Here is a 16,079-nt window from a genome sequence, read left to right on the forward strand (position 1 = left end):
ACAATGAAGCTTATCCCCCACTGTCTCACTGGCAATGTGTGCTCTGGGTATTCTGAGTTTGTCTCGATTTGGTACCGGTCTCCCAGCCCGCACCGAAACAGTGCTTTACCCCCCAGGTATAATCATTACCGCTGCGCCTAAACACATTTCGGGGAGAACCAGCTAGCTCCTGGTTCGATTGGCATTTCACCCCTAACCACAGCTCATCCGCCGATTTTTCAACATCGGTCGGTTCGGACCTCCACTTGGTGTTACCCAAGCTTCATCCTGGCCATGGTTAGATCACCAGGGTTCGGGTCTATAAACACTGATTTGACGCCCTTTTCAGACTCGGTTTCCCTGTGGCTTCAACATTCTCGTTTTAACCTACCAGTGCCTATAAGTCGCCGGCTCATTCTTCAACAGGCACGCGGTCATCCGTTGAATCGGACTCCCACTGCTTGTAAGCTGACGGTTTCATGTTCTATTTCACTCCCCTTTTGGGGTTCTTTTCACCTTTCCCTCGCGGTACTGGTTCACTATCGGTCACACAGTAGTATTTAGCCTTACGAGATGGTCCTCGCTGATTCACATGGGATTCCTCGTGCCCCATGCTACTCGGGATTCAGCTACTATCTAGTCAATTTTCGACTACAGGACTTTCACCTTCTCTGGTGCAGTACTTAGCTGCTTCGTCTAACCTCTAGATTCGATATCGCTGTCCCACTACCCCAATCGGTAAACCAATTGGTTTAGGCTCTTCCCCGTTCGCTCACCACTACTTAGGGAATCTCTGTTTGATTTCTCTTCCTCCAGCTACTAAGATGTTTCAATTCGCTGGGTTGGCTCTTTCCTGCCTATATATTCAGCAGGTAGTATTTAGGGTTGCCCCATTCGGATATCTCCGGCTCTAAGTTTGCTTCCAACTCCCCGGAGCATTTCGTCGGTAACCACGTCCTTCTTCGCCTCTGTGTGCCTAGGTATCCACCGTCAGCCCTTATTAGCTTGACCACTCAAACAATTGCCTTCAATTGCAAACACAATATTTTTTGACTACTTCGTCTAAAGAACACTGATTTTAATCAGCATCCACGACTCGGCACTCACTAATGTCTGTGTCTGCCTGCTTTTTTCGCATTCCTATGCAGTTTTCAAGGTTCTGGCTGGATAACAACCCAGCAGTCTGACATTTACATAATCTAATCATGCTATATGTCACTTTGCTGAATTCAATCCCTCTATTTTTAGCTGACGCTATCAAGGTGGAGGTTAGCGGACTCGAACCGCTGACATCCTGCTTGCAAAGCAGGCGCTCTACCAACTGAGCTAAACCCCCATCAACAAGACAAAATTCAAAACCCTACTTCCAAAAGTGTTTACTTTTGAATTTCGACTTTTGAGTTTTTACTTGTTCAGGTGGGCCATCCTGGACTCGAACCAGGGACCTCACCCTTATCAGGGGTGCGCTCTAACCACCTGAGCTAATAGCCCATAATTGAACCAAATCATAGTTTGAAAGCTAACAACAAAATGTCTGCGACCGACCTAGGTTTGACCATCTCAATATTTATTTGCTGTTTGCTTTCAATATTTGAGGGGTGTAGGTCTCCCTAAAAAGGAGGTGATCCAGCCACACCTTCCGGTACGGCTACCTTGTTACGACTTCACCCCAGTCACCAGCACTGCCTTAGGCATCCTCCTCTCCGAAAAGTTGGAGTAATGACTTCGGGCGTTGCCAGCTTCCATGGTGTGACGGGCGGTGTGTACAAGGCCCGGGAACGAATTCACTGCAGTATGCTGACCTGCAATTACTAGCGATTCCTCCTTCACGAAGGCGAGTTGCAGCCTTCGATCTGAACTGAGCCACGGTTTATGGGATTAGCTTGCTATCACTAGCTTGCTGCCCTCTGTCCGTAGCATTGTAGTACGTGTGTAGCCCAAGGCGTAAGGGGCATGCTGACTTGACGTCATCCCCACCTTCCTCCGGTTTGTCACCGGCAGTCTCTCTAGAGTGCCCAACTTAATGCTGGCAACTAAAAACGAGGGTTGCGCTCGTTGCGGGACTTAACCCAACATCTCACGACACGAGCTGACGACAGCCATGCACCACCTGTGTTCGCGCTCCCGAAGGCACTCTTCCCTTTCAAGAAGATTCGCGACATGTCAAGCCTTGGTAAGGTTCTTCGCGTTGCATCGAATTAAACCACATACTCCACCGCTTGTGCGGGCCCCCGTCAATTCCTTTGAGTTTCACACTTGCGTGCGTACTCCCCAGGCGGGATACTTAACGCGTTAGCTACGGCACGGCTCGGGTCGATACAAGCCACGCCTAGTATCCATCGTTTACAGCTAGGACTACTGGGGTATCTAATCCCATTCGCTCCCCTAGCTTTCGTCCCTCAGTGTCAGTTGCGGCCTAGCAGAGCGCCTTCGCCACCGGTGTTCTTCCTGATCTCTACGCATTTCACCGCTACACCAGGAATTCCCTCTGCCCCGAACGCACTCTAGCCGTGTAGTTTCCACTGCCTTTATCTAGTTGAGCTAGACTCTTTAACAGCAGACTTACACAGCCACCTGCGGACGCTTTACGCCCAATCATTCCGGATAACGCTTGCATCCTCCGTATTACCGCGGCTGCTGGCACGGAGTTAGCCGATGCTGATTCCTCAGGTACCGTCATTGTGTTCTTCCCTGAGAAAAGAGGTTTACAACCCAAGAGCCTTCCTCCCTCACGCGGTATTGCTCCGTCAGGCTTTCGCCCATTGCGGAAAATTCCCCACTGCTGCCTCCCGTAGGAGTCTGGGCCGTGTCTCAGTCCCAGTGTGGCTGATCATCCTCTCAGACCAGCTACTGATCGTCGCCTTGGTAGGCTCTTACCCCACCAACTAGCTAATCAGACGCGAGCTCATCTTCAGGCAGCAAGCCTTTCACCTTCCGGCACATCCAGTATTAGCCACCGTTTCCAGTGGTTGTCCTAGACCTGAAGCTAGATTCTCACGCGTTACTCACCCGTCCGCCACTATGTCCGAAGACACCGTTCGACTTGCATGTGTTAAGCATACCGCCAGCGTTCATCCTGAGCCAGGATCAAACTCTCCGTTTTGGTTTGTTTGTTTTTTAGCTCATTAAGCTGCTCTTTTTTAACCTCAGCTTGGTTATTTTATTTACTTGACGCAGGCCACTTGTTGTATAATGGCTTTCAAACTATAATATTTTCATGGTTCGGTGTCCTTTCCGCGTCGCTTTGCTTCGCTTCGCTTCAGGCACTTATTCAATATAGCGAACCTCTCTAAGAGTGTCAACCACTTTTTCAAAGTTTTTTTTGCCATTTTTTTTCAGCCTGCGATAAGCCTTATATAGCAAGGGTTTTAGGCTATAGTATTCCTGAGAGTCCCTAAGGAAGGAATAAAGCTGTGAGGAATTTTGGTGTTTTGCCGCCCTGGCTAGTTTTAGATCCACTGTTACGTGGTTGGTTGTTGGAGGATATTGGGCGGGGCGATCGCACCACAAACACCCTACTCGTCGAAGATGTCACAGCAGGAACCGCCAAGTGGATAGCGAAAGCTCCAGGAATAATTGCTGGCTTACCAGTTGCAGCTAGGGTGTTTCAGATTTTGAATGAAAATGTGAATTTTACGGCTGTGACGGCTGAAGGCGCAAGATGTGAGCCTGGACAGGTAGTCGCTGAAATTCATGGTTCGCTGGATGCGTTGCTAATGGGGGAACGGGTGGCGTTGAATTTGGCTATGCGGTTGAGTGGAATTGCCACGCTGACTAATATATATGTAGAGAAAATTGTTGATTTACCTGCTCGGTTGGTGGATACGCGCAAAACTACACCAGGGCTAAGACTGTTGGAAAAGTATGCGACTGCTGTGGGTGGGGCGACTAATCACCGCATGGGGTTGGATGATGCGGTGATGATTAAGGATAATCACATTGCAGCGGCTGGGGGAATTGAGGAAGCTATTAGACGTGTTCGTTCTCAGATTCCTTATCCTTTGACAATAGAAGTAGAGACGGAAAGTTTAGAACAGGTGAGGGAAGCTTTGCAGCATCAAGCCGACATTATTATGTTGGACAATATGCCTTTGGATATGATGCATCAGGCGGTGGAATTGATTCGTCAGCAGGATAGCCGGGTGAAAATTGAGGCTTCGGGGAATGTGACTTTGGAGACGATTCGAGGTATTGCAGAGACGGGTGTGGATTACATTTCTACGAGTGCGCCAATTACTCAGTCGAAGTGGTTGGATTTGAGTATGAGGATTAAATGATTAATCTCATACCATTCTGCCAACTTAATTTACACCTAATTATTTTGCCCAATAAACCAGTGGGATCGCGTTCTTAAAAAGCCTTTCGTCAATCTTTAAACTATCTTATCGATCTGTCTGCCCTTGAAACAAAGCCTTTGGTTTGATAGTTTACTTTCTCGCTGCGTAATATTGGTATTACTAGGTTGGGGAGTTTTCTAAATGACACAGAGAGAACCAAAAGATGCTGATGGATGGTTTGAACGAGGGAAAAAGCAATATTGGAAAGACAGAAATTACGAAGGAGCGCTAGCTTCCTTTAATCGTGTTATTGAACTTGTTCCGAACAAATATACAGCGTGGAACTACAAGGGTTACACGTTGAGGATGTTGGGTCGCCATCAAGAGGCAATTGCTAGCTGTAACAAAGCCCTGGAAATTAAACCTGATTTTCACCAAGCCTTGAACAATCGCGGCTTAACATTCGATGATTTGGAGTACTATCAAGATGCAGTCTTGGACTATAATAAAGCTCTGACAATTACGCACAATAAGTACCACCAAGCGTGGAACAATCGAGGTAATGCACTCAAGAGCTTACGTCGGTATAGAGAGGCTATCGATTCCTATGATCGTGCCCTACGATTGGAAAATCAGTACTGGCGAGCTTGGAGAAATAGAGGTTGGGCACTTTTCTATTTACCAAGCTACCAAGAAGCTTTAAAAAACTGGGATGATGGGTTACACCAGCTCAAACCGAAAACCTGTGGTTATAAAGCTCGTGACTATCAAGAAGGTTGCGGTGAATTGCACAACTCTAAAGGTCTTGCCCAGTATCTGCACGGTCAGCGCCAGGAAGATCCTTTTCCACACTGGCGAGGTGCAGTCAGCAGTTACGAAAAAGCCCTCAATTTCTTAACTTTCCAGAAGTTCCCTTCGCGTCATCTCGAAGTCTTACAAGCCTTGATTAAGGTCTGTCGAGGCTTGGGTGAAAAAGATACAGCCCAGATGTTGGAGTCAGAAGGTTCTGAGTTACTGGGACGTTGGCTACAAGAAACACAATCAAATGTTGAGAAAATCTCTTTATCACGGAAATTTGCTGCATTTAACCAATATCGGGTAGACTCCCTAGCCCAATCAGGACAATGGGATGATGCCTTAAAGTTAGCGGAACAACGAAAGAATCTTTGTTTACGTTGGCTACGTGACAACCGTTGGGTTGAGCCAACAGAAGTAGGAGATTGTGTTCCAATGTCTCTGGTAAATGCCCAAAGAGCAGCAATTTACTGGCACATTAGCCCATCTGCTATCACTACGTTTATCCTAAAGGGCAATCAGCCACCCATAGGACGTATTCTCACAGCTGATTCTAGCTCTGCTGGGGCTGATAGGCAACTTCAAAAGTTTGAAGAGTGGGAGAAAACTTGGAAATTCTCTGTAGAGATGGGATTTAAAACTGAATGTGGGAAACTTATAGACGACACATTACCAAAATTAGCAGAAATTCTCGATATTCCAGCTATTTTGTCATTACTTGAGGGCATTAAGCAGTTGATATTAATTCCCCATCGGAATTTGCATTTGCTGCCTCTCCATGCATTGTTTCCAGATGAAATCACGATTACCTATCTTCCTAGTATTCAGGTTGGCATAGATTTGCAAACATCCGGGGTAGAGACAATTCATGAATTACCTCTACTCAGTATTGAACATCCTGAAACCCCTAAAAGCCAAGAGAAAGTAAAAACGTTTGATGATATGTCTCTGCTTTATGCCGAGATAGAGTCAGCCGCCATTACTCAGCTTTATCAACCTGCTCACCGTCTCACTGGTATTGCTTGTACCCTAGAAGCTTTAATCCGAGCATTACAAAATACATCTGGTATTTTGCACTTTACAGGTCACGCTTACCACAATATCAAAAACCCAGCGGACTCAGCCTTGCTATTGGCAAATACCGAACAACTAAGGTTGAAAGACATCTTTGAGAACAAATTAGATTTGAGCGGCTATCACCTCATCTGTCTCTCCGCTTGTGAAACTGGCAAGACAGGCAAACAAGGCTTAATTGATGAATTTGTGGGTTTGTCCGCTGGCTTCATATCAGCTGGTGCTTCTTGTCTAATCAGCACCCTCTGGCGAGTCGATGAAATCTCCGCAGCATTACTGATGATTCGCTTTTACCAACTGCTCCAGGAATTCTCTCCAGCTGTTGCACTTAAACAAGCACAATTGTGGCTACGCGATGCTACTTATGGCACTCTTTCTCAATGGTGTTTGGAAGTTGCCCAACAAATAGCTCAGTATAGCTTAATTCAAAGTGAAAACTTGGAAGATGCTGCTGCCAGCTTTCAAAAAAAAGCAGATACAATGGATTCAAACAATCGCCCTTACGCTCATGCGTACTACTGGGCAGCTTTTACAATTACTGGTAATGTGAACCGATGACAATTCAACAAACCAACAGTACGAGCGATGCAATAGTTTTAGAAGCTCTTAAAGAGGCACTAAAAGAATTAGACTTAGTTTTACCTGATTCTCTACAACAACAGATCAACAGCCATCTAGCTCAAGTTTTAGCAAATCCTCAAACAAAAGAAGTAGAAAATCTGATCCAGTTAGTACGAGACAATGAAACTCTTTATAAAAAATATCGGGTCATCCGCCAAAATTTATTCGACGAATACCAAGCTAAACAACGAAATAAAGGTTTTCCACCTCAGGAGAAAGATACACCACCAACAACAACCCCAAATATATTAGATAATGTTGTTGCTCCCATGCTGACTTATAACGAATTGCCTCAAGAAACCCAAGGACAAGCTAACACAACGACAAAAGGGCAGAAATCACAATAATGAGCGATTTAATATATCCAACTCTTGATTTATTTGCCTACAATTTGGGAGAAGGGCTGGGAGATAATCAGGATGATATCAAGAAACGCCGCAATCAATTCTTAGCGCTCATGCCCAAAAATATCCAAGATATTCTTATCCCTGCTTTTGATAAAGAATCAGCGTTACAGAATCCAGAATATATAGAGTTATTGAAAATTGCTGGACAAATAAGCACATTTCATGATTTTCCCACTAAGGAAATAAACAATTATAAACTCCAAGGATATTATTATCCTGTTCGATTGAAAGACACCTATGGATTATTATTTGATTGCTCAGTAGATGAAAAAGATAATCCACAAAAGCTAAGTTGCTTGAGATATCTGAAGCAGCAGGCACATTCAATAAAAGCTGATTTGGGAAAAACATGGATCATTTCAGGTATAGCACCAAGTCATAATACAGATACTGAAAATCTAGCGAAAAATATTTACAAAAATTTGATGATTGAAGAAAAATCACCAAATTTAACTGATGCAGATTATGAATCATTGATATCTCAGGAATGGCAATATCGAAAAGCAGGTAAATTCTTAAATGCATCAGTATTTGAAATATGGCAAATGCCAAATAACTGGGTAAATATTGAAGACGGTAACCATGTCTTAGTTTTTCTCTATCCTAATCAGCAATCTATGCAAGATGCTACCAAATTCTATAAAGATTGGATGCATCTATTCTGCTACAGAAATAAAATTATTTGGGCATACTCAGAAACTCGTAAGATACAAAAATTGTTAAAAAATGGTTTTAAGACAATTCGAGAGACAATTAATCTCGTTAGTAAAAAATCAGATTTACAGGGTTTAAAAGCGATCTTAGAAAAAAATATTGAAAATTATTACAAGTATGTAATAGATTTAAATAATTTAGACATCCTAAGTAAGACTATTGAAGTCAACTGGCTTAATTATAAAGAATATATAAAATATATAAATAATTATATTAATGAAAATTCAGGAAAATTTGGTGATACTGACCTCAAGTTTCTAGAAGATATCAATAGTATTATTCAAGAAAAATATCAGGCTCAGGTGAGACAAGATTATGATAGTTTACGACCTGGAATTGAAATTCTAGAAACCTTGCTCAATACTATTCGCGGGATGGTAGAGATTGAGCAAGCACAACGCGATCGCAATCTCAACAATACAGTAGCGATAGCAGGTGTAGGACTAGCCACTAGCCAAATCGCATCTTCTATAATTATCGCCCAAGAACCCCCACCCGATAACACCCCGTTTTTCAAAACTACAGCGTTTGTGTGGAGTGTGGGAACTGGTGTAGTTGCAAGCGTTATTCTTTGGAGTATCTTGCGTTTGTACCGCCTCATGACTCGCATTCATAGCTAAATCCCTGCCTTCATTGGCGATTCGTTAAAATTAACAATGCCACCCTACCTTTCTAAGAATACTTGAGATATATTCCTAGCTGGACTTCTAATACATGAATTATCCCTAAAACTTCTTCTGTGAAAAAAGAGAGTAGAACTCAGAATTCGGCTTTGCTGTGCGACTGATACTAGCTGGGATATCCGATGAAACTTGTGAATCGCTATGAAAATTTTGAGCCATTATTCTTCTTCTTTGCTTTTTTTAGGTATTTAAATTGATTGGACAGAAAGTTTGCCAGAAAGCTATATTCCCATAGCGCTGTCCCAAAACATAGAATTTCCACGATAAATACAAAAGTTCTTCTCTAACCCACACTCCCTACGCTTAATCAGCACAAATAGTTTTTTACAATAAAAGTAAGAGATAATTTTCCCAAAACACAGGGTGAATTCCATTGGTTCAACAACCAGAACTCCGGGAAACTTCGTCAATGCAACCAATCCAGCGCGTGCTGGGTAGTTTGAGTACTTACCGATGGACTTCGCTGGGAGCCTTGGTAAGCTTATTGCTGTTGACGATCGCCAACGCGGTTACCCCGCAACTATTTCGGTGGGGAATCGATGAAGGGATTACCAAAAAAAACTTAGAAATTGTGCTGATTAGCGCAGGCTGGATGGTAGTTGCGGCGATCGCTCGTGGTTTATTTAACTTTGGACAAAGCTATTTGGCAGAAGCCGCCTCTCAAGGTGTGGCTTACGATCTGCGAAACAAAATTTTCAGCAAAGTTCAAAATCTCAGTTTCAGCTATCATGACCAGGCGCAGACTTCCCAACTGTTAACTCGTGTTACCAGTGACGTTGACCAAATCCGTACATTTGTTGGGACTAGCCTGATTCAGGTCATTGGTGGGGTTGTGACCTTGGTGAGTATTGCAGTGCTTTTGCTGATAATGAACTGGAAATTGGCACTGATTACTCTGACAGTAGTACCCATAACCGCATGGTTAATGGCGCGATTCGTCACTCGGAATAACAAACTTTTTCGGCAAGTACAAGAACAACTCAGCGACCTCAACGCTGTATTACAAGAGAATTTAATTGGAATACGCGTGGTGAAAGCGTTTGTACGGGAGTCTGCCGAAAGGTCGCGTTACACTACTCTGAATGATGGCCTTGTCAGAGCAAATATGATGACCATTAGCGCCATCCGTAATACTTTCCCGTTTATCTTTTTATTAAGTAATTTGGTAACACTGGCAGTTTTCGGATATGGAGGAGCCGAGGTAGTTGGGAAGAGGTTCACCGTTGGTGAACTGGTGGCGTTTAACTCCTACCTAGCGTTGATTCTCCAACCAATTTTGTTGATTGGATTTGCTGCACCTGCGATCGCTCAATCAGCTGCTTCTGCGGAACGCGTTTACGAAGTTGTGGACGCAGAGATAGAAATTAGGGATCGCCCTGATGCCATCCCCTTTGACACCTGTAGTGGTAGAATTACCTTTGAAAATGTTTCCTTTCGGTATCCGGGAGCAAGCGCCGAAACTCTCAAAGAAGTTTCCTTTGAAACCAAGCCCAATGAGCTAATCGCCGTTCTAGGCATGACTGGTTCCGGAAAAAGCACAATTATGAATTTGATTCCCCGTTTTTATGATGTCACAAGGGGAGCAATTCGCATTGACGGACGGGATGTGCGAGATTTTACGCTCAAAAGCCTCAGATCTCGTATCGGTATCGTGTTTCAGGAAACTACACTCTTCTCTGGCACAATCCGGGAAAATATTAGCTATGCAAAACCCAATGCAACCTTAGAAGAAGTGATTGAGGTGGCAAAAACCGCACAAATGCATGACTTCATCATCAGTCTGCCCGATGGCTACGAAACGATTGTGGGTGAACGTGGTGTGGGCTTGTCTGGTGGGCAGAAACAAAGAATTGCGATCGCTCGGACCTTACTCACTGATTACAGTATTTTGATTTTGGACGATAGTACCTCTGCTGTGGATGCCAAAACTGCTGCCCAAATTCAAGCCGAGTTAGATGGTTTCATGCGCCAAAAAGCTTGTACAACCTTTGTAGTGGCTCAACGCATTAGCACCGTCAAAAATGCCGATCGCATTTTTCTCATGGACAAAGGACGATTGGTAGCACAAGGCACTCACGAAGAATTGATGCAAACCAGCCCACTTTACGGCGTAATTTTGGAATCTCAGGTAAAGCAGAAGGAGAACAAATGAGAAGTACAGCTGCGGTTGTTGTATCTGAAGAACAAGCTAGTAAGCAAGTCTCCACTCTAGGGCGCTTTTTGCAATACCTAAGACCCTATGGCAAAGAAATTCCCATCGCCGTCACATTGGTATTGATTGGTGCTATTACCCAAGCAATTGGGCCATTCTTTCTTGGCTGGTCGATTGATAACCTGATTGCAAAAGGAAATTTGCAGGGACTACTGCTGTTATTAGGGCTACTTGCGCTGAATTACGGAGTAGGTGTCTTGGCAATCCGGGGTCAAATTATTCGAGTCGGCTGGATTATGCAGCGATTGTTGGCTCAACTCAGGCAAGACATTTTCATTAAAATCCAAAGTTTACCTCTGAGCTTTTTTGACCGTAGCGAAGCAGGCGATTTAATGAGCCGCTTGTTGAATGATGTCAATACCGTGAATCAAGCATTTGGGCTGACGATCGCCCAAATGCTGGGTAACACTTTCAGTTTAATCGGCATTGTGATTGCCATGCTCTCAATTAATCTGCAACTTGGCTTGTTGAGCAATCTAGTAGTGCCACTGATGATTTTTACTACAAGCTTGTTTGCACGTTGGGCAAGATCCAGATTTCGCGTCACGCGACAAACCATTGGGGAGCTTTCCGCCAAGTTGGAAGAAGATATTGGTAGTGTGCGGGAAGCACAGGCATTTAATCGCGTACAGTCCAACATTGCAGAATTCGAGATTCTCAACGCCGCTAATCGTGATGCTAACGTCGAGGCTGTGGCAATTACTTCGGCCTTTTTACCGTCCATCGATTTTCTCAACACACTAGCAACCGCAGCTGTGTTGGCTTATGGTGGTTATCTGGCGGTGACGGGACGTGCAACGGTAGGTGTGGTGACATCCTTTTTACTTTATGTACAGCAGTTCTTCCGCCCCATCCAAATTCTCAGCCAGTTTTACACCCAAGCTCAATCTGCATTCGCTGGACTAGAGCGAATTTTTCTGTTGCTGGATGAACCATCGCAACTTAAAGATGCCCCTGATGCTACTGAAATGCCACCCATTCAAGGTGAAGTAAGATTTGAGAATGTTAAATTTGGCTACAATCCTGACCAACTGGTTCTCAAAGGGGTAAATTTACATGCTTATCCAGGGCAGATGGTTGCCTTAGTAGGGGGAACGGGTTCGGGAAAAACTACGATCATTAACTTGATTTTGCGCTTCTACGATGTATCCAGTGGTGCAGTTAAAATTGATGACATTGATGTGCGTAGTATTACTCAAGCAAGTCTACGGCGTCAGATTGGTATCGTCCTGCAAGACAATATTTTATTTAGTGGCACCGTTGCAGAAAACATCGCCTTTGGCTGTCCCTATGCTAGCCAAGCTGATATCGAAGGAGCTGCACACGCGGCGAATGTCCATGAATTTATTACCTCACTACCACAGGGCTATACAACTCGATTGGGTGAAAAAGGCGCTCCCCTGAGTCAGGGACAACGGCAACTCATCAGTATTGCTCGTGCGGTGTTAATTAATCCCCGAATTCTCATACTTGATGAAGCGACTAGCAGCATCGATACCCGCACAGAAGCGCTAGTACAAACTGCGATCGCCCGCTTGCTGCAAGGTCGTACTAGTTTCGTAATTGCCCACCGCCTCAGTACAGTTACTCAGGCAGATAAAGTGTTAGTGATTCAACAAGGACAAATTGTAGAGCAGGGAACTCACGCAGAACTCATCGATCAACAGGGTGTTTATGCGAACCTCTATGCCCTGCAATTGGGTGCAGCAGACATGGTAAAAGGGAGTGGGGGAGATGAGGGAGATGAGGGAGACAAATGACAAAAGTTATACTCTATATTGCAACTAGTTTGGATGGCTACATTGCTCGTAGCGATGGAGGAATTGATTGGTTATCTATTGTTGAGGCTCAAGGAGAAGATTACGGTTATGCTGCTTTCTACGAATCGATTGATGCTATTGTTTTGGGTAGCAAGACATATGAGCTAGGCCTTAGTTTCGGCGAGTGGCCTTATCCGAAAAAGAAATGTTTCGTTTTCACCCAACGACACCTCAAATCTGACCGTGAGGACGTTGTATTTGTTTCCGACACAGTGAACCACGCATTAGCAAGTATAGAAGCGCAAGGCTTTAAAAATATCTGGTTAGTTGGTGGTGGAGCGTTAATTAATTCGTTTCTTGGGCACAGCTTGATTGACGAATATATTATTTCAACTATTCCAATTATTTTAGGTGATGGTATACGCCTTTTTCCACCACCTAGCCCCGAAGAAAAGTTGGAGCTTATTCACTCAAAACAATATCCAAGTGGATTACTTCAAGCACATTACAGACGAAAACAGAACATTTAAAAATGTATAATTCATAATTCATAATTTAGAGTAATTTGAGTGCTATCAGAGCAATCAAACCCTTTTTAATTACGAATTACGAATTACGAATTACAAATTAACTAAAGAAGCTTGTCAATAGCGTTGGTGAACTGCTCGTAAGGAGAAACTCCGACGATAGTTTCTGCTAAAACACCATCTTTGAAAATTAAAACTGCTGGAATGCTGCGAAGACCAAATTTTTTGAAGATTGGCTTGTTGTTGTCAACATCTACCTTAACAACTTTCGCACGACCTTTGTATTCTTCGGCGAGTTGATCCATTAACGGACTAATCAGGCGACAGGGACCACACCAAGTAGCAGTAAAGTCAACAACAACAACTTGCTCTTCACTTCCATTTAAAACAACATCAAATTCGCTTTCTTCAACGTAAGCAACTATGTGAGTATCAGTAGACATGTTTTAAGTCTCCAATCTAAAACTAAAATTTGATTACAAAGCTGACTATACAAACTATACTTTGTTATGTCTATCAGGCTGACTAATTTCCTAAATTGGGAAATCACCGCAGGAGCGTCATATGATGTTTGGTTGAAGACTGATTATTAGGACTGACGCGGGGACACGGGGACGCTCTTACGCGGAGAGATTTTAATAATAAGAATTTCCGAACTATCACATCATGTGGAAAAACCAGGTCTTTGAAGACGCGATAAATCGCGTCTCTACATGAGGGTTTTGGGTAGAAGGGATGGGACGGCTACGCGAACGAGCAACACAATCATGGCTGTACAATTAGTAGCAAGTTTTTCATCATTGAGTGGCGATGAGGCTTTCTTCCTCTACTCAGCAACGCTGATGTTTTTAATTTTTATTACTCTGGGGCGTCACCTCAGGACTAGGCGTCGGTGTAGGTTCAGGTGTGGGGGTTTCTGTGGGAGTTGGTGTGGGAGTTGGTGTGGGAGTTTCTGTAGGAGTTTCTGTAGGAGTTGGTGTGGGGGTTGGTGTTTCCGTAGGCGTTGGTGTTGGAGATGCAGGTGGGATGGGAGTTTGGGCTGTAATGGTGAGTTGATAATCTATCGGTTTTGATGCTGTGGAAACAATGACAAACTCATAAAAACCCTTTTCTGGTAATTTACTTGATAAAGTACGCCGGGTAGAATCTTCTAAAAGTTTGATTTTTCCTGAGGGTGAGTAGACTGATAATAAAACTTGGGAATTTGCTTGTAGCTTCAATTCCATAGATTGGTCTTTAGCAAGTTCAGCAATAAAAACTTTACCAGCAGCAGGTTGAAGAGTTCCGCTGACTGTTTTGCTGGTAGCACCCACATCGAAGACAAGTTTCTGGAAAGCACTACCAGCCAAGATAGCACTGAGTTTATCACTCACAAACCCGTACCAAACTTGTCCAATGGGCTGATCTGCAAAGTTTTTACCTCTTTGCTCAGGGAATACACTTAAAAATGCTGCATCACCCAAATCGTACAAAGAACGACTACCAACGTTAATGCGGTTGACTTCGACTTTCCAGCGATCGCGTTCAGCAGTTGTATAAGTTCCCAGTTGTCGGCGGGAATTGGAACTCAGTGGTGCAAGCTTTTCTAGCAATTCTGAAGCTGTTTTATCCCATTCTGCCCGCAAACTCTCATCTTCAGAACCATTGCTGAGAGTCCGTCCTCGTAAACTGGGATTTTTGTCCCAAAAAACTTGATTCACCAAGTTAATGTAGAACCTCTCATCAATACCCAACTGTTGACGGCGATCGCTTAATCTTTGTTTACGCTGGCGTTCGGCTGGTGAGTATTGCGCTAAGGGATCGACTGGCTGGTTACTGGTTGGGATTGGGCTGGGTGTAGGGCTAGGTTCAACTCCTCCTCGATCGCGGTTGCTACTGACTCCCCAAAAAATTAATCCGGCTGTACCAACTGCTATCAGTGCTGCGAGGAATGTTTTTGTTGGTGTCCATTGGGAAGGAGATGAGGGGGATGAGGGAGATGAGGGGGGTGGAGGGGAGACAGCGACGGTGGCGGATGTGGGTTGTGGTGGGGCGGGAGTGGGGTATTGAGTGGGGGGATAGCTTGGTGGAGGCGGGTTGAGGGCTTGGAGTATTTGACGGGCTGATTGATAGCGATCGCTTGGTCTGGCAGATAGCATTTTATCTATTACTTGTCCTAAAAGGGGACTCAGGCTAACTTCTCGTCGCCATTGCCAGGTTAAATTATAAGTATCAATTAATTCTTGGGGTAGCTTACCTGTCAGTAAAACCAACACTGTTGCTGCCAAGGCATACAAGTCACTGTGGGGAGACACTAACCCAGTTTGCATCTGTTCTGGGGGAGCAAATCCTACTTTACCTAATAGGGTTGGTGATGGGGAAGATGCCATTCCACCAGGTTGATAATATTGGGAAGCTACAGTTGCTACTACCTGTTTGACACCGCCAAAATCAATTAATACTGGTAGTTGGTCAACGGTGCGAAGGATTAAATTATCTGGAGAAATATCTCGATGAATTACACCTAGTGAGTGGATGTACTCCAACACTGGCAAAATTTGCTGCAATAATTGGCGCACTTCGGCTTCTGTAAAGCGCGAACCTTGCTTTGTTTTGGCATTTAATAAAGAGTTGTAAGTTTCCCCTTCTACATAATCTTGCACTAAAAACAGATATTCTCTACCCTGTAAGTTAGTGCGAAGCAGTTCGCGGAAACGGGGAATTTGGGGATGTTGCAATTTATAGAGAACACTCGCTTCTCTTTCAAAAAGTTCTTCAGCTTTTTCCACAACGTAAGCGGTTTGGACTTGGGGGGAAAATTCCTTTAAAACACAAAGTTCGCGGAAACGGTTAACATCTTCAGCTAAATAAGTGCGTCCAAAGCCACCTTGACCGATTTGACGGACAATCACATAGCGATCGCCTAAAGTTAATCCTGCTTGTATACCATAACTCATGGGCGTATCCAATAACTTCTCACCACACTGGAGACAAAAGCGACTACTTGGGGAATTTTCATGTCCTTTAGAACAATATAATTTAGTCATAGGG

At 44.1% G+C, this 16,079-nt stretch carries 9 protein-coding genes, 2 tRNA genes and 2 rRNA genes (1 of these 13 running past the window's edge); 7 read left to right on the top strand and 6 right to left on the bottom strand.

Features of this window, described 5'->3' with window-relative positions:
- The 4 genes from IQ276_RS33570 to IQ276_RS33585 form a co-directional block, all read right to left on the bottom strand.
- Nucleotides 1-990 (bottom strand): 23S ribosomal RNA (locus tag IQ276_RS33570); it reaches 1,843 nt to the left of the window's first position.
- Between the two features lie 252 nt (nt 991-1,242).
- Nucleotides 1,243-1,315 (bottom strand) — tRNA-Ala (locus IQ276_RS33575).
- 81 nt (nt 1,316-1,396) lie between these two features.
- Nucleotides 1,397-1,470 (bottom strand) — tRNA-Ile (locus IQ276_RS33580).
- Between the two features lie 123 nt (nt 1,471-1,593).
- Nucleotides 1,594-3,082 (bottom strand): 16S ribosomal RNA (locus IQ276_RS33585).
- The 16S and 23S rRNA genes sit together here with 2 tRNA genes alongside, the layout of an rRNA operon.
- A 310-nt stretch (nt 3,083-3,392) precedes the next feature.
- On the opposite strand from IQ276_RS33585, the gene nadC reads away from it, so the two are divergent.
- From nadC to IQ276_RS33620, 7 genes are all read left to right on the top strand, one after another.
- A complete protein-coding gene (gene nadC / locus IQ276_RS33590; RefSeq protein ID WP_193923220.1) occupies nt 3,393-4,256 on the top strand; it encodes a carboxylating nicotinate-nucleotide diphosphorylase in 864 nt (287 codons plus the stop codon).
- A gap of 201 nt (nt 4,257-4,457) precedes the next feature.
- The gene (locus IQ276_RS33595; protein ID WP_193923226.1) at nt 4,458-6,683 is read left to right on the top strand and encodes a CHAT domain-containing protein; all 2,226 of its coding nucleotides are present in this window, start codon (nt 4,458-4,460) and stop codon (nt 6,681-6,683) included.
- Nucleotides 6,680-7,093 (top strand): hypothetical protein, encoded by a 414-nt coding sequence (locus IQ276_RS33600; protein ID WP_193923239.1) that lies wholly within the window; start codon nt 6,680-6,682, stop codon nt 7,091-7,093. The genes IQ276_RS33595 and IQ276_RS33600 overlap by 4 nt, the downstream gene beginning before the upstream one ends.
- Entirely contained in the window at nt 7,093-8,487 is a 1,395-nt protein-coding gene (locus IQ276_RS33605; protein ID WP_235116190.1) for a hypothetical protein, read from the top strand. Before IQ276_RS33600 ends, IQ276_RS33605 begins: the two co-directional genes overlap by 1 nt.
- Nucleotides 8,488-8,923: 436 nt before the next feature.
- On the top strand, nt 8,924-10,702 hold the full coding sequence (locus tag IQ276_RS33610; protein WP_235116191.1) for an ABC transporter ATP-binding protein: 1,779 nt from the start codon (nt 8,924-8,926) through the stop codon (nt 10,700-10,702).
- The gene (locus IQ276_RS33615; RefSeq protein WP_193920922.1) at nt 10,699-12,522 is read left to right on the top strand and encodes an ABC transporter ATP-binding protein; all 1,824 of its coding nucleotides are present in this window, start codon (nt 10,699-10,701) and stop codon (nt 12,520-12,522) included. Before IQ276_RS33610 ends, IQ276_RS33615 begins: the two co-directional genes overlap by 4 nt.
- Entirely contained in the window at nt 12,519-13,052 is a 534-nt protein-coding gene (locus IQ276_RS33620; RefSeq protein ID WP_193920920.1) for a dihydrofolate reductase family protein, read from the top strand. The genes IQ276_RS33615 and IQ276_RS33620 overlap by 4 nt, the downstream gene beginning before the upstream one ends.
- A gap of 101 nt (nt 13,053-13,153) precedes the next feature.
- Here IQ276_RS33620 and trxA read toward each other — a convergent pair whose 3' ends face one another.
- Together trxA and IQ276_RS33630 are read right to left on the bottom strand one after the other, a co-directional pair.
- Complete coding sequence (trxA, locus tag IQ276_RS33625; RefSeq protein ID WP_073643347.1) at nt 13,154-13,492, bottom strand: thioredoxin; 339 nt, start codon at nt 13,490-13,492, stop codon at nt 13,154-13,156.
- Between the two features lie 405 nt (nt 13,493-13,897).
- Nucleotides 13,898-16,075, bottom strand: coding sequence for a serine/threonine-protein kinase (locus IQ276_RS33630; RefSeq protein WP_235116192.1), 2,178 nt, complete (start codon nt 16,073-16,075; stop codon nt 13,898-13,900).
- Between the last annotated feature and the right edge of the window lie 4 nt (nt 16,076-16,079).

It is taken from the genome of Desmonostoc muscorum LEGE 12446 (assembly GCF_015207005.2).
Classification (GTDB): domain Bacteria; phylum Cyanobacteriota; class Cyanobacteriia; order Cyanobacteriales; family Nostocaceae; genus Nostoc; species Nostoc muscorum.

Coding starts and splice junctions, on each gene's coding strand:
- IQ276_RS33615 (WP_193920922.1), top strand. CDS start 10,699: ATGAGAAGTACAGCTGCGGTTGTTGTATCTGAAGAACAAGCTAGTAAG.
- IQ276_RS33620 (WP_193920920.1), top strand. CDS start 12,519: ATGACAAAAGTTATACTCTATATTGCAACTAGTTTGGATGGCTACATT.
- IQ276_RS33600 (WP_193923239.1), top strand. CDS start 6,680: ATGACAATTCAACAAACCAACAGTACGAGCGATGCAATAGTTTTAGAA.
- IQ276_RS33605 (WP_235116190.1), top strand. CDS start 7,093: ATGAGCGATTTAATATATCCAACTCTTGATTTATTTGCCTACAATTTG.
- IQ276_RS33595 (WP_193923226.1), top strand. CDS start 4,458: ATGACACAGAGAGAACCAAAAGATGCTGATGGATGGTTTGAACGAGGG.
- trxA (WP_073643347.1), bottom strand. CDS start 13,492: ATGTCTACTGATACTCACATAGTTGCTTACGTTGAAGAAAGCGAATTT.
- IQ276_RS33630 (WP_235116192.1), bottom strand. CDS start 16,075: ATGACTAAATTATATTGTTCTAAAGGACATGAAAATTCCCCAAGTAGT.